Origin of the sequence: Paenibacillus sp. DMB5 (genome assembly GCF_001517085.1) — a bacterium.
In the GTDB taxonomy this organism is placed as follows: Bacteria; Bacillota; Bacilli; order Paenibacillales; family Paenibacillaceae; genus Paenibacillus_AQ.
In genome coordinates this window covers 1-26966 of the sequence record NZ_LRAC01000149.1, presented here as the reverse complement: position 1 = coordinate 26966, position 26966 = coordinate 1, and the positions used below count along the sequence as shown (strand labels likewise).

Annotated in this window: 21 protein-coding genes and 3 pseudogenes; 6 read left to right on the top strand and 18 right to left on the bottom strand. The window is 55.2% G+C overall.

Annotated features, from left to right (window positions below; genetic code table 11):
• Window positions 1-275: 275 nt before the first annotated feature.
• Complete coding sequence (locus AWJ19_RS26675; protein ID WP_068728260.1) at window positions 276-1964, top strand: PucR family transcriptional regulator ligand-binding domain-containing protein; 1689 nt, start codon at window positions 276-278, stop codon at window positions 1962-1964.
• Here the strand turns inward: AWJ19_RS26675 and AWJ19_RS26670 are convergent.
• The 7 genes and pseudogenes from AWJ19_RS26670 to AWJ19_RS26645 form a co-directional block, all read right to left on the bottom strand.
• A pseudogene (locus AWJ19_RS26670) lies at window positions 1930-3296 on the bottom strand (aspartate aminotransferase family protein). The gene AWJ19_RS26675 and the pseudogene AWJ19_RS26670 sit on opposite strands and share 35 nt — an antisense overlap.
• 38 nt (window positions 3297-3334) lie before the next feature.
• Window positions 3335-4797, bottom strand: a pseudogene (locus tag AWJ19_RS26665) (CoA-acylating methylmalonate-semialdehyde dehydrogenase).
• Between the two features lie 92 nt (window positions 4798-4889).
• On the bottom strand, window positions 4890-5996 hold the full coding sequence (locus tag AWJ19_RS26660) for an ABC transporter substrate-binding protein (protein ID WP_241781906.1): 1107 nt from the start codon (window positions 5994-5996) through the stop codon (window positions 4890-4892).
• Window positions 5997-6140: 144 nt separating this feature from the next.
• On the bottom strand, window positions 6141-6833 hold the full coding sequence (locus AWJ19_RS26655) for an ABC transporter permease (protein ID WP_082708142.1): 693 nt from the start codon (window positions 6831-6833) through the stop codon (window positions 6141-6143).
• Between the two features lie 202 nt (window positions 6834-7035).
• Complete coding sequence (locus AWJ19_RS37760) at window positions 7036-7305, bottom strand: ABC transporter permease subunit (protein WP_347231166.1); 270 nt, start codon at window positions 7303-7305, stop codon at window positions 7036-7038.
• Complete coding sequence (locus AWJ19_RS26650; RefSeq protein WP_347231165.1) at window positions 7257-7847, bottom strand: ABC transporter permease subunit; 591 nt, start codon at window positions 7845-7847, stop codon at window positions 7257-7259. Before AWJ19_RS26650 ends, AWJ19_RS37760 begins: the two co-directional genes overlap by 49 nt.
• 2 nt (window positions 7848-7849) lie before the next feature.
• Window positions 7850-8632 carry an ABC transporter ATP-binding protein gene (locus tag AWJ19_RS26645; RefSeq protein ID WP_068728258.1) on the bottom strand — a complete coding sequence of 261 codons (783 nt, stop codon included), beginning with the start codon at window positions 8630-8632 and terminating at the stop codon, window positions 7850-7852.
• Between the two features lie 441 nt (window positions 8633-9073).
• On the opposite strand from AWJ19_RS26645, the gene AWJ19_RS26640 reads away from it, so the two are divergent.
• Window positions 9074-10663: a histidine kinase N-terminal 7TM domain-containing protein gene (locus AWJ19_RS26640; RefSeq protein WP_068728257.1), complete on the top strand. Its 1590-nt coding sequence runs from the start codon at window positions 9074-9076 to the stop codon at window positions 10661-10663.
• Between the two features lie 104 nt (window positions 10664-10767).
• On the opposite strand, the gene AWJ19_RS26635 is transcribed toward AWJ19_RS26640, so the two are convergent.
• A complete protein-coding gene (locus AWJ19_RS26635) occupies window positions 10768-11622 on the bottom strand; it encodes an MBL fold metallo-hydrolase (protein ID WP_082708137.1) in 855 nt (284 codons plus the stop codon).
• A 259-nt stretch (window positions 11623-11881) separates the two neighbouring features.
• On the opposite strand from AWJ19_RS26635, the gene AWJ19_RS26630 reads away from it, so the two are divergent.
• Window positions 11882-12727: a DUF72 domain-containing protein gene (locus AWJ19_RS26630; protein ID WP_068728256.1), complete on the top strand. Its 846-nt coding sequence runs from the start codon at window positions 11882-11884 to the stop codon at window positions 12725-12727.
• Between the two features lie 33 nt (window positions 12728-12760).
• Window positions 12761-14263, top strand: coding sequence for an alpha-amylase (locus AWJ19_RS26625; protein ID WP_068728255.1), 1503 nt, complete (start codon window positions 12761-12763; stop codon window positions 14261-14263).
• A gap of 86 nt (window positions 14264-14349) precedes the next feature.
• Here AWJ19_RS26625 and AWJ19_RS26620 read toward each other — a convergent pair whose 3' ends face one another.
• Entirely contained in the window at window positions 14350-14958 is a 609-nt protein-coding gene (locus AWJ19_RS26620; protein WP_068728254.1) for a biotin transporter BioY, read from the bottom strand.
• Between the two features lie 126 nt (window positions 14959-15084).
• On the opposite strand from AWJ19_RS26620, the gene AWJ19_RS26615 reads away from it, so the two are divergent.
• A complete protein-coding gene (locus tag AWJ19_RS26615; protein WP_068728253.1) occupies window positions 15085-15897 on the top strand; it encodes an ATP-binding cassette domain-containing protein in 813 nt (270 codons plus the stop codon).
• Window positions 15894-17684 carry an ATP-binding cassette domain-containing protein gene (locus AWJ19_RS26610; RefSeq protein WP_068728252.1) on the top strand — a complete coding sequence of 597 codons (1791 nt, stop codon included), beginning with the start codon at window positions 15894-15896 and terminating at the stop codon, window positions 17682-17684. Before AWJ19_RS26615 ends, AWJ19_RS26610 begins: the two co-directional genes overlap by 4 nt.
• On the opposite strand, the gene AWJ19_RS26605 is transcribed toward AWJ19_RS26610, so the two are convergent.
• The 9 genes and pseudogenes from AWJ19_RS26605 to AWJ19_RS26560 all read right to left on the bottom strand — a co-directional run bounded on the left by AWJ19_RS26605 (window position 17677) and on the right by AWJ19_RS26560 (window position 26356).
• Entirely contained in the window at window positions 17677-18540 is an 864-nt protein-coding gene (locus AWJ19_RS26605) for a nitroreductase family protein (RefSeq protein WP_068728251.1), read from the bottom strand. The two genes, AWJ19_RS26610 and AWJ19_RS26605, sit on opposite strands and share 8 nt — an antisense overlap.
• Before the next feature lie 404 nt (window positions 18541-18944).
• Entirely contained in the window at window positions 18945-19298 is a 354-nt protein-coding gene (locus AWJ19_RS26600; protein ID WP_068728250.1) for a FlxA-like family protein, read from the bottom strand.
• A 99-nt stretch (window positions 19299-19397) separates the two neighbouring features.
• Window positions 19398-20291 carry a DMT family transporter gene (locus AWJ19_RS26595; protein ID WP_068728249.1) on the bottom strand — a complete coding sequence of 298 codons (894 nt, stop codon included), beginning with the start codon at window positions 20289-20291 and terminating at the stop codon, window positions 19398-19400.
• Window positions 20288-21526 (bottom strand): multidrug effflux MFS transporter, encoded by a 1239-nt coding sequence (locus tag AWJ19_RS26590; RefSeq protein ID WP_241781905.1) that lies wholly within the window; start codon window positions 21524-21526, stop codon window positions 20288-20290. The genes AWJ19_RS26595 and AWJ19_RS26590 overlap by 4 nt, the downstream gene beginning before the upstream one ends.
• Window positions 21527-21673: 147 nt before the next feature.
• Window positions 21674-22492, bottom strand: a complete 819-nt coding sequence (locus AWJ19_RS26585; RefSeq protein ID WP_068728248.1) for an ATP-binding protein — start codon at window positions 22490-22492, stop codon at window positions 21674-21676.
• 984 nt (window positions 22493-23476) lie between these two features.
• Window positions 23477-24085, bottom strand: a complete 609-nt coding sequence (locus AWJ19_RS26580; protein WP_068728247.1) for an alpha/beta hydrolase — start codon at window positions 24083-24085, stop codon at window positions 23477-23479.
• Window positions 24082-25031 (bottom strand): annotated as a pseudogene (locus AWJ19_RS26575) (ring-cleaving dioxygenase). The gene AWJ19_RS26580 and the pseudogene AWJ19_RS26575 overlap by 4 nt, the downstream one beginning before the upstream one ends.
• A 113-nt stretch (window positions 25032-25144) precedes the next feature.
• On the bottom strand, window positions 25145-25546 hold the full coding sequence (locus AWJ19_RS26570; RefSeq protein ID WP_068728246.1) for a DoxX family protein: 402 nt from the start codon (window positions 25544-25546) through the stop codon (window positions 25145-25147).
• A gap of 339 nt (window positions 25547-25885) precedes the next feature.
• Window positions 25886-26356: a MarR family transcriptional regulator gene (locus tag AWJ19_RS26560; RefSeq protein ID WP_068728244.1), complete on the bottom strand. Its 471-nt coding sequence runs from the start codon at window positions 26354-26356 to the stop codon at window positions 25886-25888.
• Window positions 26357-26966: the final 610 nt, after the last annotated feature.

Genomic DNA, 26966 nt, shown 5'->3' with positions numbered 1-26966 from the left:
TCCACTCCCACAAGGCAGATTAATGTTATATATAATTACATTATTACGATATTCTCCTTAATATTTTGCTTACACACCGGGCCTAATGTAGTAAAATATACCTCAAACCCGATAATCTCGTTTGTTCCGCATCACATTAAGTCATATTTCCTAACATATTATATTCAAACTATATCCATTTCGTTTTTTTGTTACATTAGACACATTGTCTAATTTCAAAAGTGTATTTTTTACGCGGAGATAGCAAGCAGGATAAAGAGCGAGGGGGAGAGCATATGGATTGGGAACTTGTATTTACGGTCCGGGACGCACTGAGAAGACCGCTGTTTGCAGATGCCATAATCGTCGGCGGAAAAAACGGGCTGAACCGGGCAATCCGCTGGGTGCATGTACTGGAGAGCGCCAGCTTCGAGAGTCTGATCCACGGAGAGGAAATGATCCTGACAACAGGTATGGGAGCCAGCGCGGACACCAGGGCTTCCCTGGCTTTTTTGCAAAATCTGATCGATAAAAACGCCGCCTGTCTGTGCATCGAGCTCGGGGCTTACTTCAGCACGATTCCCCGGGAGATGATCGAGCTTGCGGGCCGCCATGATTTTCCGCTGATTGTATTCACCCGCACCGTACGCTTCGTAGACATTACGCTCGACCTGCACTCCCTCATCATCAACCGCCACCACAAGATGCTGCAGGAGCTGGAGAGCATCTCCCGTGAATTCCACCGTCTTACCCTGACCTCCCAGGGAACCCTGAAGGTACTGCAGCTGTTATGCAAAAGCACCCGCACCCAAATCGTCTATATGCAGCTCCAAGGCAAGCCGTTGTTTTTCCCGGCGCTTCCGCCGGAAGAGCAGCTCCCGCTGCTCGGCTTCTTCGAATCGCTTGACGATGAGCTCGAGGGCATACAGCCCGATGCCGCACCCTGCATCCGTGAGTTCGGACACAGAAAGATTGCCTTGAAGCCGGTGGGGGCACTCGACCAGACCTGGGCGTATATTATGATGATCAGCAATCACAAGCCGCAGGAATTCGACTGCCTGCTGCTGGATTCCGCTTCGCTCTCGATTGCACAGGAGCTGCTGCGTACCCGTTATATGGAAGAACGCAAGCTATTTTCGGAGAATCTGTGGGTCGATGAACTGATCAGCGGACGCATCGAGGATGACAACCGGCTCAAGGGTCTGGTCGGCCCCGACTTTAATGTCGTGAATGAGCTGAGCTACCGGGTCTGTCTGATAGAAATCGAGAATCCGCGCGATGTGAAATGGAACAGCTCGGAGAATGACTGGGAATCCATCACCTTCCACCTTTCGCTTATCATCAGGTCCCTCTTCGAGAAATACTCCCTGCGGCCTCTGATTACCCTGAAAAATAACCGGCTTACCGTAATTGCACTCGATATCCAGTCCAGGCTCCCTGGCAAGCTGCGGCTGCAGCAGGCACTGGATGCACTTCAGCACATCCGGTCTGATGAAAAATTAAAGGACCTGCAGCTCGTCACCGGAGTCAGCAAGTCCCACAAAGGCCTGAAGCAGGCATATGCCGGTTATCAGGAAGCGGTACAATCCCTGTCGCTCTATTCTTGTTATCAGAAGCCGGTACTCTTCTATGAAGAGCTGGGCGTGTTCCAGCTGCTCCTCAACCTGAATGACGGGAAGACGCTGGAGAACTTCATCCGCAGCTATCTGGGACCGCTGATCGATCATGACCAGTCGAAGGGCAGCGAGCTGCTGTTAACCCTGCGCGTGTTCCTCGATTATGACGGCTCCAAGCAAATCGCCGCCCGCAACCTATTCATTGTCAGGCAGTCCCTGTACTACCGGCTGGACAAAATAACCGAACTGCTCGGCGAGGACTTCATGCTCCCCGAGAACCGCATCTCGATTCAGGTTGCCCTGCGCGCCTATCAGCTGCTGTATCCCGACAAGCTCACGCTCCCCAGCTCCCGTTCAGCACAGCTGTGAGCGTATCAACAATAAACTGTATATCACTATCCGTAGACGAAAGCGGCGGCGCGAGTGTCAGTACATTGTTGAAGCCTGCCACAGTGTCCCCGTTCTTGCCGATAATAAGCCCTTTAGCCTTACATTCGGCAATAATGCCTTTGACAGTATCCAGGCCGGCAGGCTGCCGGGTCGCCTTGTCAGCTACCAGCTCGATGCCGATGATCAGTCCAAAGCTGCGGATATCGCCGACCAGCTTGTGATCAAGCAGCCCGGATAGCCCGCTGTGCAGCCTCTGCCCCAGAATACCGGCACGCTCCACCAGCTGCTCCCGCTCCAGAATCTCCAGATTGCAGAGGGCCAGCGCACAGGCTGCCGGGTTGCGCCGAAGGTATTCACATGACGGAAGTGGCCGTAGCCGTCGCTGTTATCCTTGAAGGCTTCATAAATATCCTTGCGCACCGCAGTTGCCGACAGCGGCAGATATGCGCTGGTCAGCCCTTTGGCCATGGTGACGATGTCCGGCTTGATCCCGAAGTTCTGATGGCCGAACTTTCGCCCGGAACGCCCGAAGCCGCAGATGACCTCATCCATAATCAGCAGCACGCCATAATTCCGGCAGATTTCCTGCACCCGGTCCAGATAGACCTGCTCCGGCACAATGACGCCGCCGCCGGTAATGACGGGCTCCATGATTACAGCAGCAACCGTCTCTGCGCCCTCCCATACGATCTTATCCTCGATCGCCTGTGCGCACTGCAGATTGAACGCCTCCACAGTCATGCCTGCAGGGCGGCGGTAGCTGTCCGGCGGCGCCACATGCAGGAACCCTGCAGCCAGCGGCTCATATTTGTACTTGCGCTGCGCCTGGCCTGTAGCAGACAGAGCCCCGAGCGAGCTGCCGTGGTAGCCGCGGTAACGGGCGATGAATTTACTGCGGTAATGCTGGCCGGTCTGCTGGTGGTACTGGCGGACGATCTTGAAGGCTGCCTCATTCGCTTCAGAGCCGCTGTTGGAGAAGAAGATCACATAGTCTCCTTCCAGCCACTCATTCAGCTTTTCGGCAAGCGCAACGGCCGGCATATGGCTCTGGGTAAGCGGGAAATACGGCAGGCTGAGCAGCTGATTGTAGGCAGCGTCAGCCAATTCTTTTCGCCCGTACCCGACATTTACGCACCACAGCCCGGACATCCCGTCCAGATATTTATTGCCGTCAATATCGGTAACCCACGACCCGCTGGCCGAAGCCGCGATCATCGGGGGGTTCTGTTCACTGTATGGTGTAATGTTATGCCATAAATACCGCTGATCCTTCTTTATGGCCGCTTCGCTCTCTTTGCCCAGGCTCTGCATGGCAAGTTCCCCTCTTTCGAAATGTGTTGTATGGAACATTAATAACGTGCAGTAATCATCTTCTTGCGGGTATAGAATTCAACACCGTCACGCCCGTTCGCATGCAGGTCACCATAGAAGGATTTCTTGTATCCGGAAAAAGGAAAAAACGCCATCGGTGCCGGTACACCAAGATTCACACCCAGCATCCCTGCATCAATCTCTTCCCGGAACTCGCGGACCGCGCTGGCGCTGTCTGTATACAGACAGGCACCGTTGGCAAACGGTGAACAGTTCGTAATCTCTATCGCTTCAGCGAGATTCTTTACGCGCACCACAGACAGCAGGGGAGCAAAAATCTCATCCTGCCAGATCGTCATCCCCGGCTGCACACGGTCAAAGATGGTTGGCCCCAGGAAATAGCCCGCGCCTGCCGCCGCGTTGTCCTTGCGGCGTCACGCACCAGCTCCGCCTGCTCCTCGATCCCCTTTTCGATGTAGCGGATCGTCCGCTCCTTGTTCGCCTCCCGGATGACCGGCCCGAGAAATACACCGTCCTCCCGGCCGTCCCCGATCTTCAGGCCGTCGGCAGCCCGAATCAGGCGGTCAACCAGCTCATCGGCGATAGCTTCATGAGCAACTACAACAGAGCAGGCCATACAGCGCTCGCCCGCCGAGCCGAAAGCAGCAGCCGTAATATTCTTCACAGCATTGTCCAGGTCAGCATCCGGAAGCACAATCGAGTGGTTTTTGGCGCCGGCCAGCGCCTGGACCCGCTTGCCGTGAGCCGTCCCCTGCTTATACACATATTCCGCCACCGGCTGTGAGCCGACAAAGGAAATCGCCTTTACCTCCTCATGCTCCAGCAGTCCGTTCACCACTTCATGCGCACCGTGCACCACATTCAGCACACCGGGCGGAAAGCCGGCTTCACCGAACAGCTCCGCCAGCCGGTTGACGAGCAGCGGCGTACGCTCGGACGGCTTCAGCACAAAGGTGTTGCCGCAGGCAACGGCCAGCGGAAACATCCAGCAGGGCACCATCATCGGGAAGTTGAACGGTGCAATCCCGCCGATTACCCCCAGAGGGTAGCGGTACATGCCGGATTCGATGCCGGAAGCGATATCCGGCAGCTGGCTGCCCATCATCAGCGTAGGCGCACCCGAGGCGAATTCCACGCACTCAATGCCGCGCTGTACCTCACCCAGCGCCTCCTCCCTGCTCTTGCCGTTCTCCAGCGTAATCAGCCCGGCCAGCTCATCCCGGTGCTGCAGCAACAGCTGCTGATACTGGAAGAAATAACGGGCTCTCCGCGGAACGGCAACCCTTTTCCATGAATTATAGGCAATTGCCGCCGCACGGACTGCAGCATCCACTTCCTCCCTGCTTGAGATCGGAACATAGGCGATCACCTCGCCGGTTGCCGGATTGAATACCTCCTCCTCCTGTCCGGAGGGTGAATCCACCCAGCTGCCGTTCACATAGTTTCTGATTTTCTCTGCCTGCCTCACTACCAGAGACATGGTTCCTCACCTCTTTCTTGATCTGGGCTGCCGATGATAATAGATGACCGCCTCACCGGCGGTCATCTGTGTGTTCATTATGGGCGGAAGACTTACTCTGCTGCCATCTCGACAATCTCATTCGTATAGGCTTCGTTCACATCGGCCGCTTCCTTGATTACTCCGAACTTGAGGGCAATATCCGCTGTCTGCTGGAATGCGGCAGCATCGGTATAGCCCAGCTTGGCAATATCGAAGCCCTCCGGCTGAATCAGCTTAGCTACTTCTGTCATCATAGTCAGCTGATGCTCGCGGGTGGTACTGCCTTCCTCAGCCAGCTTCATGACACTGTCTACGGCTGCTTCCGGATCGGCGATTGCATCCTTCCAGCCCTTCAGTGAAGCCCGGACGAACTTGGCTGCAGTCTCCTTATTATCTGCAAGCCATTCTTTATTGGCGAAGAGGTTATCCTCCAGCATGGCTACCCCCTCATCATTCATGTCAATAACATTCAGATCTTCAGCCTTTACTCCCGATTCCAGTACAACCTGATATTCATTGTAGGTCATGGCCGAAGCGGCATCGATTTCACCGCCGAGGAACTGGTCCATGGTGAAGCCCTGCTTCGTGAAATTCAAATCCTTGTTGGAATCGAGTTTATACTTATCGAACAGCGCCAGCAGTTCAAACTCATTGCCGCCCATCCAGTTTCCAACCTTCTTACCCTTCAGATCAGCCGGACTGTTGATTCCCGCATCTTTCTTGGACACCAGGACCAGGCCGCTCTTTTGGAAAATCTGTGCGATCTGCAACAATGGCATTTCCTGCTCCTGGCTGGTCAGCAGGCTTGCCACCCAATCCACCCCGATGTCTGCCGATCCGCCGGCCACCTGCTGCTCCGGTACAATGTCAGGCCCGCCGGGCAGAATTTCAACGTTCAGCCCCTCCTCGGCATAATAACCCTTATCCTGTGCCAGGAAATAACCTGCGAACTGTGCCTGGGGCACCCATTTCAGCTGCAGCTTGACCGTAACCGGCTCTGCAGCAGGCTCTGCCGTTGCCGCTCCCGGTGAAGCAGAAGCCTCTGCAGCCGTATTCGCTTCAGCGACAGGTGCATTGGTATTATTGTTTCCTCCGCAGCCGGCCAGCAGAGAGATGAGCATAATCATTGCCGCCAGCAATAGCCCGCCGTGCGATTTACCCTTTTTCCCGTTCTTCAAATGCAACTCCCCCTACCATTTTGAGTTTGTGGTTCTTGCACAGCACAGTATGGTTGCCATCATGGTGCCTATATCCATACGGCCCGCGGTCAGGTTCTCTGTCTCCCCCCACGCGAAGGTCCGGATGTAACGGGTAAAAGAGGATTACGAACGCCGGGAGGGATGCCATCTGATAAACACCTTCTCCAGCCGTTCTACAACCAGGTAAAATAACACCCCGGCGATGGCTGCAAGCACAATACAGGACCAGCCGAGCGGCATCTTCGCCACCTTGATGGAGTTGGAGAGAAGATAACCAAGCCCCCTTGAGGAAAAGAAAAACTCGCCAACGATGGCTCCGATCATGCTTGCGGTAGCATTGATCTTGAGAGCGGTAAATACGTACGGCAGACTGTTCTGAATCCGCAGATAACGGAATACCGCAGATTTGCCGGCAGCATAGGAATGCATCAGATCGAGCGCCAACGGGTCGACTGCCGACATTCCTTTGTAGGCATTAATGGCCATCGCCGCCATTGTGGTTGCAGTAACGATAGCCGCCCGCGAGCCGATCCCGTCACCGAACCAAAGGTTCATAATCGGGGCCAGCGCCACAATCGGCACTGCATTGAGCGCCGCAACCAGAGTCAGGCTGCCGCCGCCCCAACGCGGCCAGGCGGTTGCAGCCAGGGCAATCAGAAAGCCGCCGGCCGAGCCGATCAGCATACCGGCTACTGCTTCGGTAAGGGTATAGCCGGTATAGGACAGCAGCAGGCTGTAATTGTCCCGCATGGCTTCCCAGATAGCGGAAGGCAGCGGAAGCTGGTATTTCTTCAGGTCAAACAGTTTATGAAACATCTGAAGCTCCCAGAGGAGCAGGAAGATTACACCGGCTGCAAGCGGCAAAAGCACACCCGCATTAAGCCATCTGGGCAGGCGCCGTCTTCCCCTCTGCTTCTCCGGGTCTGATGATACGCTGTTTATCGTTGTTATAAGAGATGAGGGCGGCCTTCACTCCCAGCTGCAGCAATATACGCAGGCTCCTGCACTGAACTGCCGCTCATGAGCGCTCTCCCCCCTTCGGCCGGAACTCGGGCTGCCACGGTGCAACCAGACGCTCGACAAGCGTCATCAGCCAGTAGCTGGCGATACCCAGCAGCGCCCCGACCAGAACTGTAGACCAGAACATGTACGTATGGGAAGGCCCATAATACAGATTCCGCAGCATAATGACCCCTATGCCATGCTGGGCACCCATCAGTTCAACCAGAATGGCCCCGGTTACCGCGAGCGGAGCCGCGATTTTGAGGCCGCTGAACAGTCCCGGCAACGCGGCCGAAGCTTCAGCTTCCAATAGACCGCCCACGGCTTGGCTGCATAGGAGTGCATGAGCTCCACTGCGGGAAGATCAACGCTGCGCAGGCCGCGCAGCATGTTCAGCGCAACCGGAAAGAAAGTGATGTACCCGGAGATGATAATCCGCGATACCTGCTCATCGCGTACAATCCCGTAGATAATCGGCGCGAGCCCAAGAATCGGAATCATCTGTGAAGCAACCGCGTACGGGAAGGCGAGCTGTTCAACCGTTCTGGACAGGCTCATCAGCACAGCGAGCAGCACTCCGGCTGCGGCACCGATCAGAAAGCCTATACCGGCATTGCCGAAGGTCGCCCCGCCCTCCTTCAGCAATGTGCCGCTGTATTTCCACAAGGTTGCCGCCACCTCGTGCACATAAGGCAGCTTGGATTGGGCCAGCGGGGTCTTCACCACATGGAGCAGCATCCAGGAGACGGCTTCCCAAATCGCCAGCAGGCCGCAAATCCAGACGAGCAGCGGCAGATAACGGCTGCGGAGCAAGCTGTTCGCCTTCATCGCTACACCCCTTCAAAACTGTCGCGGATACGGGCGATCAGCTCAAAAAACTGCGGGCTGTTCCGCATCTCCGCTGTACGCGGGCGTGGCAGCGGAATATCGACAACAGCTGATAACCGGCCCGGATGCGGGGATAGCACGAACACTCTGTCCGAGAGGAAGATAGATTCAGGAATACTGTGAGTTACAAACACAATGGTGCTCTGCACCTTGCTCCAGACGGAGAGCAGCTCCTCATTCAGCCGCTCACGCGTAAATTCATCCAGTGCGGAGAACGGCTCATCCATCAGCAGAATTTCCGGCTCCATCGAGAGCGCTCGGGCGATGGCCACACGCTGCTGCATTCCTCCGCTGAGCTGCCACGGATACTTGTCGGCAAAGCCCCGCAGTCCCACAAGCTCCAGCAGTTCCAATGCCTTTTCCTCGCGGGCCGCCTTCTTGACTCCCATCAGCTCAAGCGGCAGCGTAATGTTGTGCTTGACCTTGCGCCAGTCATACAGCACCGGACTCTGAAAAACAATGCCGTACTTCTGGGCCAGCCTCGCTTCCTTCGCACTTTTTCCTGCTACCGTAACATTGCCCGCAGTTGGTGTCAGAAGATCTGCCATCAGTCTCAGCAGTGTTGTCTTGCCGCAGCCCGAGGGGCCCAGCAAAGAAACGAATTCGCCCTTGGCAATATTAAGGCTAACCTGATGCAGCGCCAGTACATCGGCACTCTCCGTCTGATAACGCATTTCGACGTTTTGCAGCTGTATCTCAGGAATCTTTGCCGCTACAAGTGACATATCCCGTTCCCCCTTCATTCCTGATCCGGATATTAATGTTAAATAAAATAACATATAATTCGTTTTTGATAAATGATTAAAGCTTCAATGTAGGATTAACTAACATCTTACACTCTGCTGTCCGGACACTCACTAGACAAAAAGTAAAATAGCGCCTGTGAAATTCCGTCACTTTGTCTAGGCGCGGGACCGGGATTGTTAAAGATTGCGGCGGATGCCGATATACATAGATGGGGGGGTTCACTCCCCCGACAGGACACTGCGGACTAAACGGGTAAGCCCGGAGGCCGAATGTTATCCATAACAAACTGTGTTACTATTTATGTATATCCTTGATCAAACAGGAGAAAATTCGCCGATGTGGAGCACTTATATCAACAGGCCCCGGCCTGCTTCAGCTGAACAGGCAATGGACGCCTGCCCTGTGAGGAGGCCGATGCCATGGGATCTTTAATTTCAAATTACATTGTTATCGTATCTGTATCCGGGGTGCTGAACGCGCTCCTTGCACTGTTTGCCTTTTATAAGAAGACTGATTTTGCCGGAATCAGGGCTTTTGTAGGCAGCTCCTTTTTCTCGGCCATTTACATCTTCGGCTTTGCTCTGGAGCTGTCGGGCAACTCCATGCAGGAAATCGGGTTCTGGATCAAGGTGGAGTATCTGGGCATGCCTTTTATCGCCCCCTGCAGCCTGCTTATGATTATGCATTTCGTGGGACTGGAGCGCCTGATTAACAAAAAGCTGCTGATTCCGCTCTTTGCTGTACCTATTATTTCCACTCTCCTGGTATGGACCAATGAGTATCACCATCTGTTCTACAAATCAATGGTGTTCCGGGAAGGTGCGCCTTCCCTGGTGGTTGATATTGTGATGGGCCCCTGGTATATTGTGCAGGGCAGCATGACCTTCGGCTCTATGCTTGCCGGGATGTGCCTGATTCTCTGGCAGTGGAACCGGATGAAGCGGGTGTACCGGCGGCAGATGATCACCATTTTTGTCGGGCAGTTTCTGCCGGCCATGGGAGCATTCCTCTATTTAATAGACAAGACCCCTTATGGCATGGACCCTGTCCCGGTCATTATGAGCGTGACCTCGACCCTGTACTTCTGGGCCATCCTGTCCAGAGGAATGCTGACCGCAGCTCCTATCGCCCGGGAAAACCTGTTCGAGAGCATGCGCGACGGAGTGCTGGTCACGGACCGTTTTGATATGCTGATTGATTACAACCGGGCTGCCACAGGGATGATGGAGGGCCTGGACTCCTCCGCAGTCGGGCGCTCTCTGGCCCAGCTGTTTCTGCCTGCGGGCAAGGATGCCGTCGATTACGTAATGAGTGCCGACCCGCTGCTGAGCGGGGAGCGGGAGCTAGCCTGGAATATAGGCGGAAGCACCTGTTATTATGAGGTCCGCTCTTCCCCTGTACTCAAGAAGGACGGGAGCGTTGCCGGCAGGATGATCATGCTGATCGATGTAACCGAACGGACTCTGCTGCAGGAAAAGCTCCGGCAGCTTGCTACAATTGACAGTCTGACCGGTATTTATAACCGGACTCATTTCATGGAGCTAAGCCGGGAGCTGCTGATTCAGGCGCAGGACAGCAAGAGTCCCTTTTCGATTATTCTGCTGGATATTGATTTCTTCAAAAACATCAATGACCGTTACGGCCACCAGTACGGCGACATGGCACTCCAGCATGTTGTAGGCGTATGCTCCAGGCATATCCGGGAAAGGGATGTATTCGGGCGGTATGGGGGAGAGGAATTTGTAATGTGCCTGCCGGACACCCCGCTGAAGCAGGCTGCCCTGCTGTCAGAGCAGATCCGCATCGATATGGAGCGCAGTCCCATGTATACGGTGTCCGGCCAGATTAATGTAACCGCCAGCTTCGGTGTAGTGGAGGCTCTCCCGCACAATGTATCCCTTGAGGAGCTGCTTTCCGAAGCCGATCATGCCCTGTACACCTCCAAGCGCAACGGACGCAACGCGGTGCACATATCCAGCGGAGCAGCAATCACGCATTTCATACCCTGACCAGCAAGCCTCGCAACTGAATATGCGTATATGAAGACAGCCCCGTTCGCCGGCGAACGGGGCTGTCTTCATCCTATATCTTGTTTGCAACAAATCTGCACAGGTCACTTGGCCCCTGCCATAAAATAATCCACGCCCTGCAGCAGGTCTGCCGGCAGTTCAGCCAGCTTTAACTCAGCCTTCAGTTCCAGCAGTACCCGTTCGCGGTCAGACCCGAAGGCATCCGCCAGCCGGGCCAGCCGTTCCCACGGTTCCAGGTCGGCCCGGAACGCCTGTCCGCTCATTGGAATACCATGAGACTCCACAAGCCAGTCTGCTCCAAACCCGTAGGCGGTATCCAGCAGCCTGAGAAACGCTGTACTGCTGTAGCTGCGCGGTCCGCCGTATACCGAAGGGCCAAGCGCATCACCTAGAAACAGCACTTTGTCCTCGCGGACATACAGCACACAGGAATCCGCAGAATGGTCGCCCCCGACATGACGGAGCTCACAGCTCACTTCTCCAAGATCAATTACAAGGCTGCCGGTAAAAAGAATATCAGGTTTCCCGACCGAAATCTGCCGGGCTTCCCCATATTCCAAACGGATATGCTGTACACTTTCTAAGCTGATAGTCCCTGCCTGCACCAGCTCCTCCATCTCATCATCCGACCAGCCCCGTCTGCTTAAACCGCCCAGTACCTCTGCCGTTTTCTCATGGGCGATGACCGGTACATTCCAGGCATTCATCCCGAAGCTGTGATCCCAGTGCCAATGCGTCAGTACCAGCAGGTCCGGACTGCGCACCCCGCGCCTGTCCAGTTCAGCACGGAAGCAGTCTGCGTGGGCAGGGGAAGCACCTGCATCCATTAATAAAGTCCGGTCCGCTCCGGCAATTGCCGCAAGCACCGGCCGGTCGGTTTCATGCTCTGCATGCATGATCAGAATATGCGGGCTGAGCTGTTCAAATCTGTGCTCCATTTTCCTGAATCCTCCTTTATATCGTTCATCAGGCCAATAAGACAGGCCTGCAAAGTATATCCCTGCGTTCTTTTGGCGATAACAGCACCCATAGCGTTCTGACCGGATGCCCGTCGCCTAAGCTCTCTTCCCCTTCATGTTGCATTATTTAGAGGCATTAATCAACACGCTTGTTTGCAGCAGCAGGGTTTAAGTTTAATAAGAGAATAGCTAATCTCCCCGCTCCTGTATACAAGACAACCGCAAGGAGGGAAATGCGATGATCAAGATCGGGCTAACCGGCTTCGGTGACCACGATGAGCTGTACGGCAAAATCAAGCCCGCCGAACGTCTGCCTGCCTACAGCGCCCATTTTCCCATCGTGGAAATTGACAGCTCCTTTTATGCGGTACAGCCGGTCCGGAATTATGTGAAATGGGCCTCACAGACCCCGGATAACTTCCAGTTTATTGTAAAAGCCTATCAGGGAATGACCGGGCATCTGCGCGGTAAAAAAAATTACTACGGTTCCACCGGTGAAATGTACGAGGCGTTTCATCATTCCATTGCCCCCGTACGCGAGGCCGGCAAGCTGGCCATGGCTCTCTTCCAGTTCCCGCCGTGGTTTGACTGTACCAAGGAGAACGTAGATTTTCTGCGTGAGGTCAAAGAACGGATGCTGGATGTTCCTTCAGCGGTGGAATTCCGCAATGAGTCCTGGTACAGCCCGGAAATGCGCGACAGAACGCTCGGCTTTCTGGAACGTGAGGGCTGGATTCACACTGTTGCCGATGAGCCGCAGGCGGGCTCAGGCTCCATCCCGATTGTACCTGTAGCGACAAATCCCGATATCACGTATATCCGGCTGCACGGCCGCAACGTCCAGGGCTGGAACCAGAGCAGCCATCCCGACTGGCGCAAGCTTCGCTATCTGTACCGTTACAGCACGGAGGAACTTACGGAATGGCGGGACCGCCTGCTGGAGCTGGAAAAAAGCTGCCGTGAGCTCTACGTGGTGTTCAACAACAACTCCGCCGGTGATGCTACTCCCAATGCCAAAGAGCTGCAGGCCCTCCTGGGCATTGACGGCGGACTGGCCCCGCTTCAGCTGGACCTGTTTAACTGATTACCCGGTCTACATATATAGGAGGTTACAGAGATGAAGAGAAACCATACGATGATGCAGTTTTTTGAGTGGCATGTTGAAGCGGACGGACTGCACTGGAAGCGGCTGGCTGAAATGGCCCCGGATATCAAGGCAGCCTATATCGATTCGGTCTGGGTTCCGCCTGTAACCAAGGCCGTCTCCGGCGAGGACACCGGGTATGGGGTGTACGATCTCTATGATCTGGGCGAATTCGACCAGAAAGGTACGGTCCGGACCAAATATGGCACGAAGCAGGAGCTGATCGAGGCGATTGCCGAGTGCCTGAAGAACGGTATCGCAGTCTACGTCGATCTCGTTATGAACCATAAAGCCGGTGCAGATGAGACAGAGACCTTCGAGGTAATTGAGGTGGATCCGAACGATCGCACCAAGGATATCTCCGAGCCTTTCGAAATTGAGGGCTGGACCAAATTCACCTTTCCGGGGCGCGGCGAGGAGTATTCCGCCTTCAAATGGGATCATACCCATTTTAACGGTACAGACTTTGACGCCAAGGAAGGCCGGACTGGAGTATTCCGGATCAACGGCCAGAACAGGGCCTGGAACCAGAATGTTGACGACGAATTCGGCAACTATGATTATCTGATGTTCGCTAACATTGACTATAGCCATGAGGATGTCAAGCGGGAGATGCTGGACTGGGGGAAATGGCTGGTCGATACCCTGCAGTGCAGCGGCTACCGGCTGGATGCCATCAAGCATATCAACCATGAGTATATTAAGGAGTTCGCCCAGGAAATGAAAAGAAAGCGCGGCGAGGACTTTTATATCGTCGGTGAGTTCTGGAACCCGAACCTTGAAGCCTGCCGCGAGTTCCTCAATACGGTTGATTATCAGATCGATTTATTCGATGTATCCCTGCATTATAAGCTCTATTCCGCTTCACTTGCCGGGCGGGACTTTGATCTGACGAAGATTTTTGAGGATACGCTGGTCCAGACCCATCCGCTGAATGCCGTAACCTTCGTGGACAACCATGATTCACAGCCTCATGAAGCGCTGGAGTCCTGGGTCGGCGACTGGTTCAAGCAGAGCGCGTACGCTCTAATCCTGCTCCGGCGTGACGGTTACCCTGTCGTCTTCTATGGCGATTATTATGGAATTGGCGGCCCGACCCCGGTAGAACCGAAGAAAGCTGCCATTGATCCGCTGCTGTATGCCCGTTATCACAAGGCTTACGGCGATCAGGATGATTATTTCGATCATCCCAACACCATCGGCTGGGTGCGCCGCGGTGTTGAGGAGCTCCCCGGCTCCGGCTGTGCCGTAGTCATCTCGAACGGCGATAATGGAGAGAAGCGGATGTTCCTCGGCGAAGAACGGGCCGGAGAGGTCTGGGAGGATTTCACCCGTAACCGTGAGGAGACCGTAACCATCGGCGAAGACGGTTGGGCTGTATTCCCGGTAAATGGCGGCAGTGTATCTGTCTGGGCGCTTCCGGATCAGGAGAGTACGGATCAGGAGCAGAGTACTAACAGTACGGAGAAGCATTAAAAACGAAATAGAAACAGCCGCGTCCTGAAAGGGACGGCGGCTGTTTGATTATTGTAATCCTGTAAGCTCTGCTGGTATCAGCCCGCTTAGCTGCTGATAGTCGGATGATCGCCTTCGGCCCAGCCCGCGTTATCGCTGTTCAGGATCCGCTCGATCGGATACACCTGCCGTACAGCAGTCACGACGCCTGCACAGAGAACTGCTTTGACGAGGTCGCCCGGGATGAACGGCCACATTCCTGCCGTCAGCGCCTTGGAAAGGGAGTCCATTCCTGTAGAATGGGCCAGCCACCATACACCTCCGGGATAGACCAGCAATGCGCCGAACACAATGTTGGCAGCCGCCAGTTTGGGAAACGTATATTTGTCCTGCCGCATACGCTGGGAGCACAGCCCAATCAGGAAAGCGGCAACCGGCCAGGAGAAAATATAGCCTGCCGTCGGCCCCACCAGCACCGCCACTCCGCCGCTGCCGCCCATAACCGGAAATCCGGCTGCACAAAGGCCGATAACGATCAGCACAGCCAGTGTTCCGTAGCGTGCTCCGAGTACCGCACCGGCCAGCATCACCGCCAGTGTCTGCAGTGTAATCGGCACGGCCGAAATAGGCAGATAGATCTTGAGGAAACTGAGTGCAATCATGACTCCGGCAAATAATGCGCTGAAGATCAGGCCGCGAGTCGTCCATTTTTTCATTGGAAGAAGGCCCCCCGTTTTTTTGAAACTACTATAACATCCCGGTCTGTATACATCAATGTTTAAATTTTTGCTATAATCAAGAGCAATTGTGGATGAATGGCGTCAAGGGAAGCAGGTAAACCGATGATTACAGCACAAAACATAACCTTCTCGTACCGGGACGGCCAGCGCCGGCTGCCGGTATTGCAGGGGATTTCCATACATATCAGCCGCGGCGAATGGGTAGCCCTGACCGGAGCGAACGGCTGCGGCAAGTCCTCTCTGGTTCGGATGTTCAACGGGCTGAATATTCCGGCTTCCGGCAGTCTGCATGCAGCCGGTCTTGATCTCCGGTCTGCAGTGAACCGTACTGCCGTGAAACAGCACATCCAGCTTGTATTCCAGAATCCCGAATCCCAGAACATCGGCTCCACGCCTTACGAGGATATTGCCTTCGGGCTGGAGAACCGGGGTCTGGACCGGGATGAAATGGATGCACAGATCCGCCGGGTACTGCAGCAGGTAGGACTGGCCCATAAATGGGCGGATGATATCACCACCCTCTCCGGCGGGGAACGCCAGCGGCTGGCTGTCGCCTGCTGCCTGGCGCTGCAGGCGGAGATGATTATCTTCGATGAGGCTACATCGATGCTGGACCCTGCCGGGCGGAGCCGCATTATGGCGCTGGCCAGAGATTTGTGGCGCCGGGGGACGACGATCCTGTGGGTTACCCAGCGGCCGGAGGAGCTCGCGGAGAGCCCGAGGGTCGCCGTAATGGAGCAGGGAACGCTGCGCTATGACGGCGATCCGCGCACACTGTTCTACAGCTCCGGGCTCCCCGAGCTGCTGGGCTGGGAACCGCCGCCGGTCATCCGTATCGGCCGGCTGCTGCAGTCGCGCGGCTGGCCCCCCGGGCTGCTCCCGCTATCCGAGCAGGAACTGGAGGCTGTGCTATGAGCATAAGGGCAGACAAGGTATCTTACCTGTACGATAGTACCGCTGCTCTGCAGGATGTTAATCTGGAGATCAGCCGGGGCACCCTGGCTGTTCTCTGCGGCGTGACCGGCAGCGGCAAATCGACCCTGCTGCGGCTGCTGGCCGGGCTGGACACGCCCACGTCAGGCAGGATTGTATATGCCGGCGGGTCAGGCGGGACGCCCAAGGTATCTATTGTGTTCCAGCAGCCGGAGACCCAGCTGTTCGCCGGCAGTGTACACAAAGAAATGGAATATGGCCTGGAGCAGCATGGCGTGCCTAAGGCACAGCGCCTGGAGTTAATCCGCAGCGCTTTGACCAGGGCCGGGCTGCCCTACGAAATATTCGCCGGGCGGTCCCCTTTTCTGCTCAGCGGGGGAGAGAAGCGGCGGCTGTGCATCGCCGCCGCCCTTGCCGTGCAGCCGGAGCTGCTGATTCTCGACGAGCCGACCGCGGGGCTTGATCCGCAGTCGGCTCACTCACTGCTGCAGCTGGTGCAGCAGCTGCGGGCAGAGGGCATCACTCTGATCATCGGCACACATGAGCTGGATACTCTGCTCCCGCTGGCTGATCAGGCGGTTGTAATGCACAGGGGAACTGTGCATTACAGCGGACCGGCCGCTCCGCTTGCAGCGGATCACCAGCTGCTCCGCTCGGCCGGGCTGGAGCCGCCTGCGTACTCGCGCATCGGGGACAGGCTCCGCCGGCAGGGGCTGCTGGCGGAGCAGCCGGGCAGCATCGGAGAGCTGCTGGCCGGGCTCGCTTCACTGCCGATGCCGGCACCTTCCGCAGCTGGCGTTACGGGCGGAGGTGCGGCGCAGACGCATAGGAATGGCGATGCTGCGGGAAGAAATTTGGCGAAGTTGCATATGTCTGGCGGTGCTGCGGACGGGGGTACGGCGGAGTCGTTTATGCCTAGCGATGCTGTGGACGGTAGTACAGCGGAGACGCATAGGCCTGGCGGTGCTGCAGACGAAGATAGGACGGTGGCGTATAGCCGGAAGGCTTCACACCGGATACGGTGGCAGAAGCTGGACCCCCGGGTGAAGTGGCTGGGGATGCTGCTTGGTTCACTCGTTGTACTGGGTATGGACAGCTTTCCGCCAGTGCTGCTGGCAAGCCTCCTTACCGGCGGATTAATCGGTTCGGCTGCGGTTCCCTGGAGCAGGACGGTCAGGTTCTTCCGTCCCTTCCTCCTGATGTTCCTGTTCCTGTGGCTGCTGTCTGCGCTTGACTGGACCTCCCCTGATTTCTCAATTGGACCTGCCGGCTTCAGCATCGAAGGAATGGCACGGGGAGGACTGAATGTGCTGCGCTTTCTGCTGCTGATCGCCCTCGGCTTCCTGTTCACGGAGACAACAACCGGTGCACCGCTGCGCGAAGCGCTGGAATGGGGCTTTACCCCGCTCAAGAAGCTTGGCCTCCGTACCCGGGGCTGGTCACTGGCCGTATCCGTTACCCTGCAATTTGTCCCCTGGATTCTCGGCAAGCTGGATCAGCTGCAGCTGGCGCTGAAGTCACGCGGCAAACCCCGGCAGGGACTTGCACGCTGGACCCCCCGCCAGATCGGGATGCTAATTGTCCCGCTCCTGATCCTTGTCATCAGCATGGGCGATGAGCTGGCCACAGCTGTCGAGTCCCGGGGGTATGACCCTAAAAAAGCCAGGACACCGGCATACACGCTGAACTGGAAGTCCGCGGATACGTTGGCGCTGGCTTGTGTTGTTCTTACTGCAGCTCTGCTGTGGTGGTTCTCGCTCATCAGCTGAGCTTATAGCTCAGCATATATTCCGTATGCTGGTCAATCACACCCAGCTGCGGATCATGCACGGTCCAGGCTCCCTGAATGCCCAGCTCCCGGCAGGCAAGCTCGAAATTGCAGGCGGCAATGCCAATATCGATCCGCTGCATTTCAAACCCGAGCTTATTCCCGCTGTAATTCGGGGTATGCTGCAGATAGAAATGAACCTGCTGCCGGTCTGCCGACAGCACAGCCCGCCACGGCTGCTTATTGGATGCCGACGGACCGAGCCGGACCATCTCCAGTGCAGCAGCCAGCCTTCCTGCGGACTCCGGTGCCAGCAGCTGCCCGAAACCGGAGTCATAGTATAACTCCCGCCAGGGCTTCTTCTGGTCAGCCTTGACCACATAACGCATAGTCGCGTCCAGCAGCCGCTGCTTCTCACGCGGGTAACCAAGCGGCGTAATGCAGGGAATAATCTCCCCCGGACGTAACTCCAGCTCGCGCGCGAACGATTTGCGGCTAAAGGTCCCGCCGATCCAGCAGGTGCCAAGGCCAAGGCCTGTAGCATACAGAATCAGCTTATGAAAAATATAGCCAAACTCCAGCAGTGCCTTCTGGTCATTTTGACAGACACCTACCAGATAGGCCTGCGGATTCTGGATAACGCCATAAGCGCCAAGCTTGACAGCTTTGCCCTCCCCATCCTCTCCTTTGGCCCAGACCCATTCAATCCGGGCCGTTCCACCGAAGGGACCTCGCAGATTCTCCTCCTCCCTTATATAATCCATAATGGATACATGGGCATTTTCTCCGATTGGGGTCGTCTCATAAGTGCGTACAGACTTACGCTTTTCTATAATATCCATTACCGCCATGTTCATAGGTTCAGCCCCTTTCGCTATATCAACTGTTACGTTAATGCGTTAGATCAGATCCAACATCTTGCCTTCCGGTACACTACTGATTGTCCAGGTTACTGATTTTTTGCAGATCGTACCTTTTTTCACATCCTAATTTTAACATTTTCACAAGTTGATGCATAGCCGCCCCGGCGTAATCTGAGCCCCCTTAGGAAAGTTAATCACATCTTACCCCCACTTATCCTTAAGGTTATACACATCTTATCCACAGCTGAGGACAAAATGTACTTTCCTGTTAAAGAACAAAACATAATCTGGTGAATCCGGTCCGCTCGATGAATGTAATGGCAGTCCAGACATAAAAAAGAGGACCTCCCTCACGGCAAAGGATGTCCTCTTTTTGAAATGGCTTATTGCAGTGCAGATCAGATCCGGATATCGAATCTTCCTTCACTGTCGGTTGTGGCTGTGGCAATCTGTGCGCTGCTTGCAGCCTTCAGCAGATTGGCGTCTGCGGGTTTTTCCGGCTGTGCGCTTTGAGCCGCCGCAGAAGAACTGCTGCTATTGGACTTTTGGGCGATCTGCGCTTCAATCTGTTTAATTTGCTGCTCAAGCTGCTTCGTTTTGGTTTCTTTAGTCTTCTCGTCATCCTTGCTGGCTTCGACCTTTTCGAGCTCGGCCTCCAGCTTCGCTTTTTGTTTCTCAAGTGCGCTGGTGTCAGTTGCACTGGATGAAGTATAGGAAGCGGAAGCGGTGGATGTTGCGGATGAAATATTCATGCCTGTTCCCCCTTTTCCCTTTCAATATATACCCTTTGGCATAATCTAACGTTAAAATGGGCTGAATGTTTGCTGAAAGTAAGAAAAGGAGGCGGTCCGTTAAGCCTGTTTCTCCAGGTCCGGAGCTGCGGCAGGCCGCGGTTTCCGGTTGACCAGCATTACACTCAGCAGAATAATGACCAGGCCTGCCAGTGTATTAGCATAAATGGGCTCATTCAGAAACAGCGCACCCCACATCAGGCCAAAGACCGGCACCAGAAAGGTAACACTTACCGTTTTCACTGCACCCACACTCTGAATCAGGTAAAAATACAACAGGTACGCCACAGCCGTACAAACAAGAGACAGGCCGAGCACGGAGTAGACTGCTGCAGCAGACGGCAGATGCCGGGGAGCGAAAATAACCGCCAGCGGGAGCAGGACAACAGCAGCACCGAGCTGCTGGCCGGCTGCAAGCGTAAGCGGTGCCAGATCCCGGCCGACCCGCGAAGCGTAGAGACCGCCAAGGCCATAGGCCAGTGCTGCCCCGAGTGAAAAAAGGACGGACAGCAGCGTCTTTCCGGCCAGCGGTACCGGGCTCCAGCCGACCAGAACCGCTACGCCTGCAAGACCGATAATCAAACCGACGGATTTGGACAGGCCCGGCTTCTCGCCCCGGATGCCCCAGGCGGCAAGCGCCGTGAACATAGGGGTCGTAGCATTAAGAATCGCTGCCAGCGAAGCGTTAAGCTCAAGCTCTGCCATGCAGATCAGCGTGAACGGCAGTGCAGCGTTCAAGGCACCCAGCAGCAGGAACGGCTTCCAGTGCCGCAGAAGCCCCAGCTGCCTGCGGGTTATCCTTGCATACAGCAGCAAGGCGGCCGCTGCCAGCGCCACCCGGAGCTCGGTTGTAAACACCGGCCCCAGCTCGGGAGAGGCGATCCGCATGAACAGAAACGATGCGCCCCAGGCAAAGGCGAGCAGGAGCAGGACTGTAAAGTCTTTTCGGCTCATTGCCGTCCTCCTTTTCGGCCTCTGCAGAGCAGCAGGTAAGACAGGACGGACAAAAGACCGGCGGAGGCGATCACAATGGCCATCGGCAGCGCTGTTTCATCTCCGCCGATACCGACCAGCGGAGCGACACAGCCGCCAAAAAGCAGCGGGAGCAGTCCGAGCAGCGCCGAAGCGCTGCCTGCCGCCTCCGCCTGATCCTGCATTGCCAGTGAAAAGGTCGTTGTGCTGATCATCCCGACGCTGGACACAACAGCAAGCAGGCAGATGAGAATCGGCCATATGCCGCCGCCGGCCAGAATTGTAACCAGCAGGAGGACTCCGCCGAGCGCACAGAGCAGCAGACCGCTGGCCAGAAGCCTGCGCTCGCCGTATCTGCCGGACAATCTGCCGGCGATTTGTCCGGTAATAATAATGCCAAGCCCGTTAACGGCAAAGATCAGGCTGTACATCTGCGGCGAAACCCCGAACATATTTTGCAGCACAAAGGAAGAACCGGAAATATAAGCGAACATGGCCGCCATTACAAAGCTCTGGGATAGCGCGTATCCCATAAACCGCCCGTTGCGGAGCAGACCGCGGAAGGTGAGCAGCGTGCCTTTCAGGCCGCTTTTTACGCGCCGTTCCTTGGGCAGCGTCTCCGGAAGGCGCAGCAGAATCGTTGCACAAAAAAGCAGACCGGCCGCAAAAAGCACAAAGAACACCCCCTGCCAGGTCGTTACTCTCAGCAGCTGTCCGCCGATAATCGGCGCAAGAATCGGCCCCAGCCCGTTAACAATCATCAGGAGCGCAAAGAATTTGGTCAATTCGGAGCCGCTATACAGATCACGGACTGCAGCGCGCGAGATGACCACGCCTACGGAGCCGGCCAGCCCCTGGATGAAACGCAGTACAATCAAAAGGCCGATCGACGGGCTGAAGGCACACAGCAGGGAGGATACGGTATAAATCAGCATGCCGATCAGCAGCGGGCCGCGGCGGCCGTGAACATCGCTCAGCGGACCCGCCACCAGCTGCCCGGAGGCCAGTCCCAGCAGAAAGAATGTCAGGCTAAGCTGTACCAGCGCAGCGCTGGTCTCAAAATGCCGGGCCAGCTCCGGCAGGGCCGGCAAATACATGTCGATCGACAGCGGGCCGATTGTAGCAATCGCCCCCAGTATAACGGCCAGCTGCAGCCGCTGGCTGCGGGACGGACCCTCTGCCGCAAGCATGCGGCTATCCATCTTTTCTCTAATCATTTTTCTATGACGCCAACCTTTCTCCAGCAGCCTTAACAGCCTGTTTTTAGTAATCTTCATACTACCTGATCGGGGAGGGAAGATTCAATGCTTTTTAAGCGGAGCCGGCAGGCATAGAAAAAGGACTCCTGAAAGGAGCCCTGCCGCCTACTGCGCCCTGCGCAGATTATATTCGGTGTATGCCTCGCAGATCAGGCCGTATGCCAGCGCAGTGTCTGCTATGATCGCTTTGCGTCTGGCTTTTAGCACAATTTGCTCAATATCGGCAAAGCTGCAGCCGGCCAGCAGGCCTGCGGTTTCCTCCACCATCCCTTGCATATCCTGCTCCCTGCCGAGCAGCAGCCCGATGTACAGCCTTCTGTCCTCCTCACCCGGAGATGAATAGGTCATCCTCGTATCGAAACGGCGCCACACCGCCGGGTCCAGCTCCTCCTCAAGATTGGTTGCAGCCATAAACACACTGTCACCCGCGAACTCGTCGAGACACTGCAGCAGTGTATTAACTACACGTGCCATCTCCTTCACCTCATCCCCGGAGTCGCGCATCCGCCCCAGCACATCAAATTCATCAAGAAACAGCACACAGGGCACCCCGGCAGCATAGTCAAAAATCTTCCGCACATTGCTGGCCGTCTCCCCCAAATGGCTGTGAATCACCGTATCCAGCCGGACCAGGACAAGCGGCAGGTCCAGCTGATGGGCCAGGTGAAAAGCAGTCAGCGTCTTGCCCGTGCCGGGAGGCCCGAACATCACCAGCTTATTGGGCAGAGGCACATCTGCTGCAGCAAACCGCTCCTTCATACCGAGAATCGTAATGAACTCATCGACAATTGTGCGGTTCTGCCCGCTCAACACAATGTGCCTCGCCTTGCGCGCACATTCCTTCGGCGTATATACACTTGCCATATCCAGCCCCTTAGCCCTCGGGAGCCGGGCCTGGCTGTTATTTTTCTTGCTGCTGTTCACGTTATAGTATGCTCCTTATAGTTAAAGTCTGATCGCAATTTAATAGTAATTATTACTATTAAAATCATATCAGAGTTTGGAGCAGAATGCTACCCGGGGCTGGATGCGGAAGTTATAGAGATAAATCTTATTGATGGCAACGGTGGCAGGCTCGGTTTGCTCCGTTAGTGGGATAAATCCCTCTAATGGTAACGGTGGCGGGCTCGGTTTGCTCCGTTAGTGGGTTAAATCCCTCTAATCGCACCAGAAGCGGGCTGCGTTCGAGCCATTAGTGGGATAAATCCCTCTAATCGCACCAGAAGCGGGCTGCGTTTGACTCATTAGTGGAAAAAATCCCTCTAATCGCACCAGAAGCGGGCTGCTTTTGACCCATTAGTGGGAAAATCCCTCTAATCGCTCCAGAAGCGGGCTGCTTTGACCATTAATGGGAAAATCCCTCTATTAGCAGGGGCAGCGCGGCTGAGTGTGCATTTTAGAGGGACAAAAATGTAAAAAACTGCCCGCAGGAGCTCCCAAGAGTGCATTCCCCTCTTGTCGGCCCTGCGGGCAGTTGCGTCACAAGCATTGTGCCAATGGTGTTGCTGATATGCTGGTGTTGCTAGTGTAAGCTGGTGTTACTAGTTTACTGGTGCCATTGGTGTTACCAATATCACCTGGTATTGTGTTGTTGATTTACACTGATGTACTAGATTTGCTGGTTATTTTATTGCTCGTGTCAATGGTTTTTGTGTTACTGCTTCAGGTACTACTGGTTCTTATGTTACTGGTCTTTCTCTTTCCGGGACTACTAGTGTTACCGGTGCTAATAGTGTTGCTGGTGCTAATAGTGTTGCTGGTGTGCTGGTGTGCTGGTGTGCTGGTGTGCTGGTGTGCTGGTGTTACTGGTGTTACTGGTGTTGTTAGTGTTGCTGGTGCTACTGGTGCTACTGGTGCTACCGGTATTGCAACTCTTATACTCACCGTAAGCACCCTCTACGCCAAACCTTACTTCCGCTGCTGCTCAAGCCAGTTTCTGGCCGCTTCGACCTCAGCCGTGCTCAGGCGGTGACCCTGGTTGCCCCAATGGGTGGCAACTTCGGCTCCGGCGCCCTGCAGCAGCTGCTCCAGCTCCCGGGTTTCGTCGGCCCGGATCAGCGGGTCATTGGTGCCGGCGCCAATGAAGACAGCGGCGCCTGCCAGGGAAGGCCATTCCAGTCCGCGCAGCGGAACCATCGGGTGCAGCAGCACCGCCGAGCGGAAAACCGGCCCGTAATGGAGCAGCAGGCTGCCGGCAATATTGGCTCCGTTGGAGTAACCTACAGCAACGAGATTACTGCTGTCGAAGCCGTATTGCTCCGCTGCGCTGTCCAGGAACTGCTTCACTTCATGTGTGCGGAAGACGAGGTCCTCCTCATCGAATACACCTTCTGCTAGACGTCGGAAGTAACGCGACATGCCGTTTTCCAGTACATTTCCCCGGATGCCCAGCACCGAGGAGCCGGGAGACAGCATTTCTGCCAGCGGAAGCAGGTCATGCTCATTGCCTCCGGTGCCATGGAACAATACAAGGGTCGGCCGGCTGGCATCTGTACCTTTTTTATAAATATGAATCATACCTGATTCGCCTCCACTTCACGGATTTCAAAAGGACTCAGCTTGGCTTCAATTACGTCACGGTTCGGTTCGAACCAGGCCGCAGCATCAGCTTCTGGCCCAGCTTATCCGGCTCCTCATCGCGGGCAAAGCCCGGAGGATCGGTAGCAATCTCGAACAGGATACCGCCTTCCTCGCGGAAGTAAATGGCGTTGAAATACTGGCGGTCCTGCACCGGCGTAGGCTGATAGCCATGGCTCTGTACAGTGCGGCCCCACTGAAGCTGCTCGGCATCATCTTTGGCGCGCCAGGCGATATGGTGCACAGTGCCTGTGCCTCCGCCGCCCTGCGGTACCGGTGTGGTTTTGAGGTCAATAATATTGCCGATGTCAGCAGAAGAACGGTAGCGGATATACCCGTCGCCTTCGGCAATCTGCTCAAGGCCCAGTGTACGGGTCAGCGTATCGGCTGTTTTAACAGGATTCATGCTGTAGAGCACTGCGCCGCCAAAGCCTTTAATCGCATACTCGGCAGGCACTCCCCCGAAGGACCAGGTGCTAAGCGCGCCGGATTCACGTTCTACCAGCTCGATCCGCAGCCCGTCATAATCAGCGAACGAAAGGTACGCTTCCGAAATCCGGGTTACTTTGGTTACTGGAATCCGGTAGTCAGCCAGCCGCTGCTCCCAAAAGCCCAGCGAGCCAGCCGGCACAGCGTAGGTAGTTACGCCAACCTGGCCGCCGCCGATTCTTCCTTTGCGTCCGGTTGCCCAAGGGAAGAAGGTGATAATGGTACCCGGAGAACCGTGCTCATCCCCGAAATAGAGATGGTAGACCTCTGGCGCATCAAAGTTGATCGTCTTTTTTACAAGTCTTAGTCCAAGAATCCCGGCGTAGAAATCAGCATTCTGCTGCGCATCTCTGACAAAAGCGGTAATATGGTGAATCCCTGCAGTCTGAAGGGTCATTATATCCATCTCCTTAAAGGTTTTTTGGTAAATTGATAAGCTCTATGCAAATACGTTCCGCATTTCCGAAAATGTTATGAAACCAGTATTAGCTAACGGGGACATTCCCCGGCTCAGTTAAAAAAGAGGGCATCCAGCGAAATCGAACCTGGACCTGTCAACGCTACCGCTACTGCAACAACCAGGACGGTCAGCGGGAACTCAATTCCGTTAGCCGTCGACCAGAAGCCGTTCGGAGCATGAACCTTAATAATCGCCCCGAGCATCGTTGCCGCAATCAATACCGCCGCCACTGGTGTCAGCAATCCTGCTGTGAACAGCACCCCGCCAACCAGCTCCATAATTCCGGCTGCGACTGCCATTGCAACTCCCGGTTTGATCCCGATGGATTCCATCCAGCCCCCCGTTCCTTTTGGACCATAGCCGCCAAACCAGCCAAACAGCTTTTGTGCGCCATGACCGATAAAAGCAACCCCGATAACCAATCTCAACAATAATAATCCTACACTAACCATATTAAACACTCTCCATTCTCTTCTTTTTAATTATCTTAACATTAAGATATGAGCTAAATTTTTTTGGCATAAGCCATCCTCTATATATCCTTCTTACTCCCGCTGCCGATTCGGCTGCCAATACAACCTCAATCAGGCTAAAAGGGCTCTGTCTGAGCCAAGGCTCACTATGGCGCTTTTTGATCTGTCCAGTCCTCTTAATCCCGCACATCGTTAACTGCAAGCTGTATGAACTAACTTACCGGAGATTTAAAATACCGGCACCGGCTGAGCTTACTATCAGAGCATGCTCCAACGCGGGTATGCCAGCACGCCCAGCCGTACAATTCCAAAGAAATTCTACACGCCTTTGCCCAGCTTCTTGAGCAGTTCGATCGTCTGCTTCTTCTCGTCCTCGTCCAGTCCGCCCATCAGGCCGTGAATCGAGGCGACATGCTTGGGAAAAATATCGTCAAACAGCTCGCGGCCCGCCTCTGTAATCTCGGCATAGGTCACCCGGCGGTCCTCATCACAAGGCACACGCTTCAGCAGCCCCCGCTTCTCCAGCTTGTCGATGTTATAGGTGATGCTTCCGCTGGTTACCAGAATCTTCTCTCCGATCTGCTGAAGCGGAATCCGTGTCCGGTGGTACAGCACCTCCAGCACCATGAATTCAGCTGATGCCAGGCCATGGCTCTTCATATCCCTGACTGCGTGATCCATCAGACTCTTATATGCTTTGGACAACACAACGAACAGCTTCAGTGAGGCCGCCTGATCCAGGTCCGGGCTGCCGGTTGTTTTGTTTATAAGTTCATTATAGTCGCTCATCTTGTACACCTCCGCTCTCTGTACTGTCCGGTCACTCCGGAGAATGAACCGCTCATCCTTTATGTCTTTAAGTTAATTATCTTTAAGTTAAGATAAATATACGCCATCCATTCTCTATTGTCAACTACTCATTGCAAAATTAATCCCGCCGGGGTTTGACCTCCCTTTCAAAACGGCGTATCCTTTGGGTTACGGTGCTGACGAGGCCGGCTGCTGCTGTGTACCGGAGCCTGGAGGATCGTCTATACATAAAATACCCGGATCCGTCAGGGACAAACAAGAGCCGTCACAAGCAGAAACGGCTTCTCCGTCCTTCAGGGGAGGCAGCAACCGTTTCTGCGAGAAATATAACGAGTATTGATAGCGAAGAACCTATAAATTCTTATATTTTTCAAATGACGCTCCGGCCCTCTACAGCTTATAAACCGCAAGCCTTATTAAAAAGCTTCATTCCCAATACATTCTATTCTCTTCTATGAAAGGAGACCTCTCAGTGAACGATAACATTCAATCCCGCTCCGGGTCTGCCGCGGGACAAGACCCGGCTACGCGCGTGCTGATCGTGACGGCAGTCGCGGCTGAGCTCGAAGCCATCCTCCGCGGCCTGGGC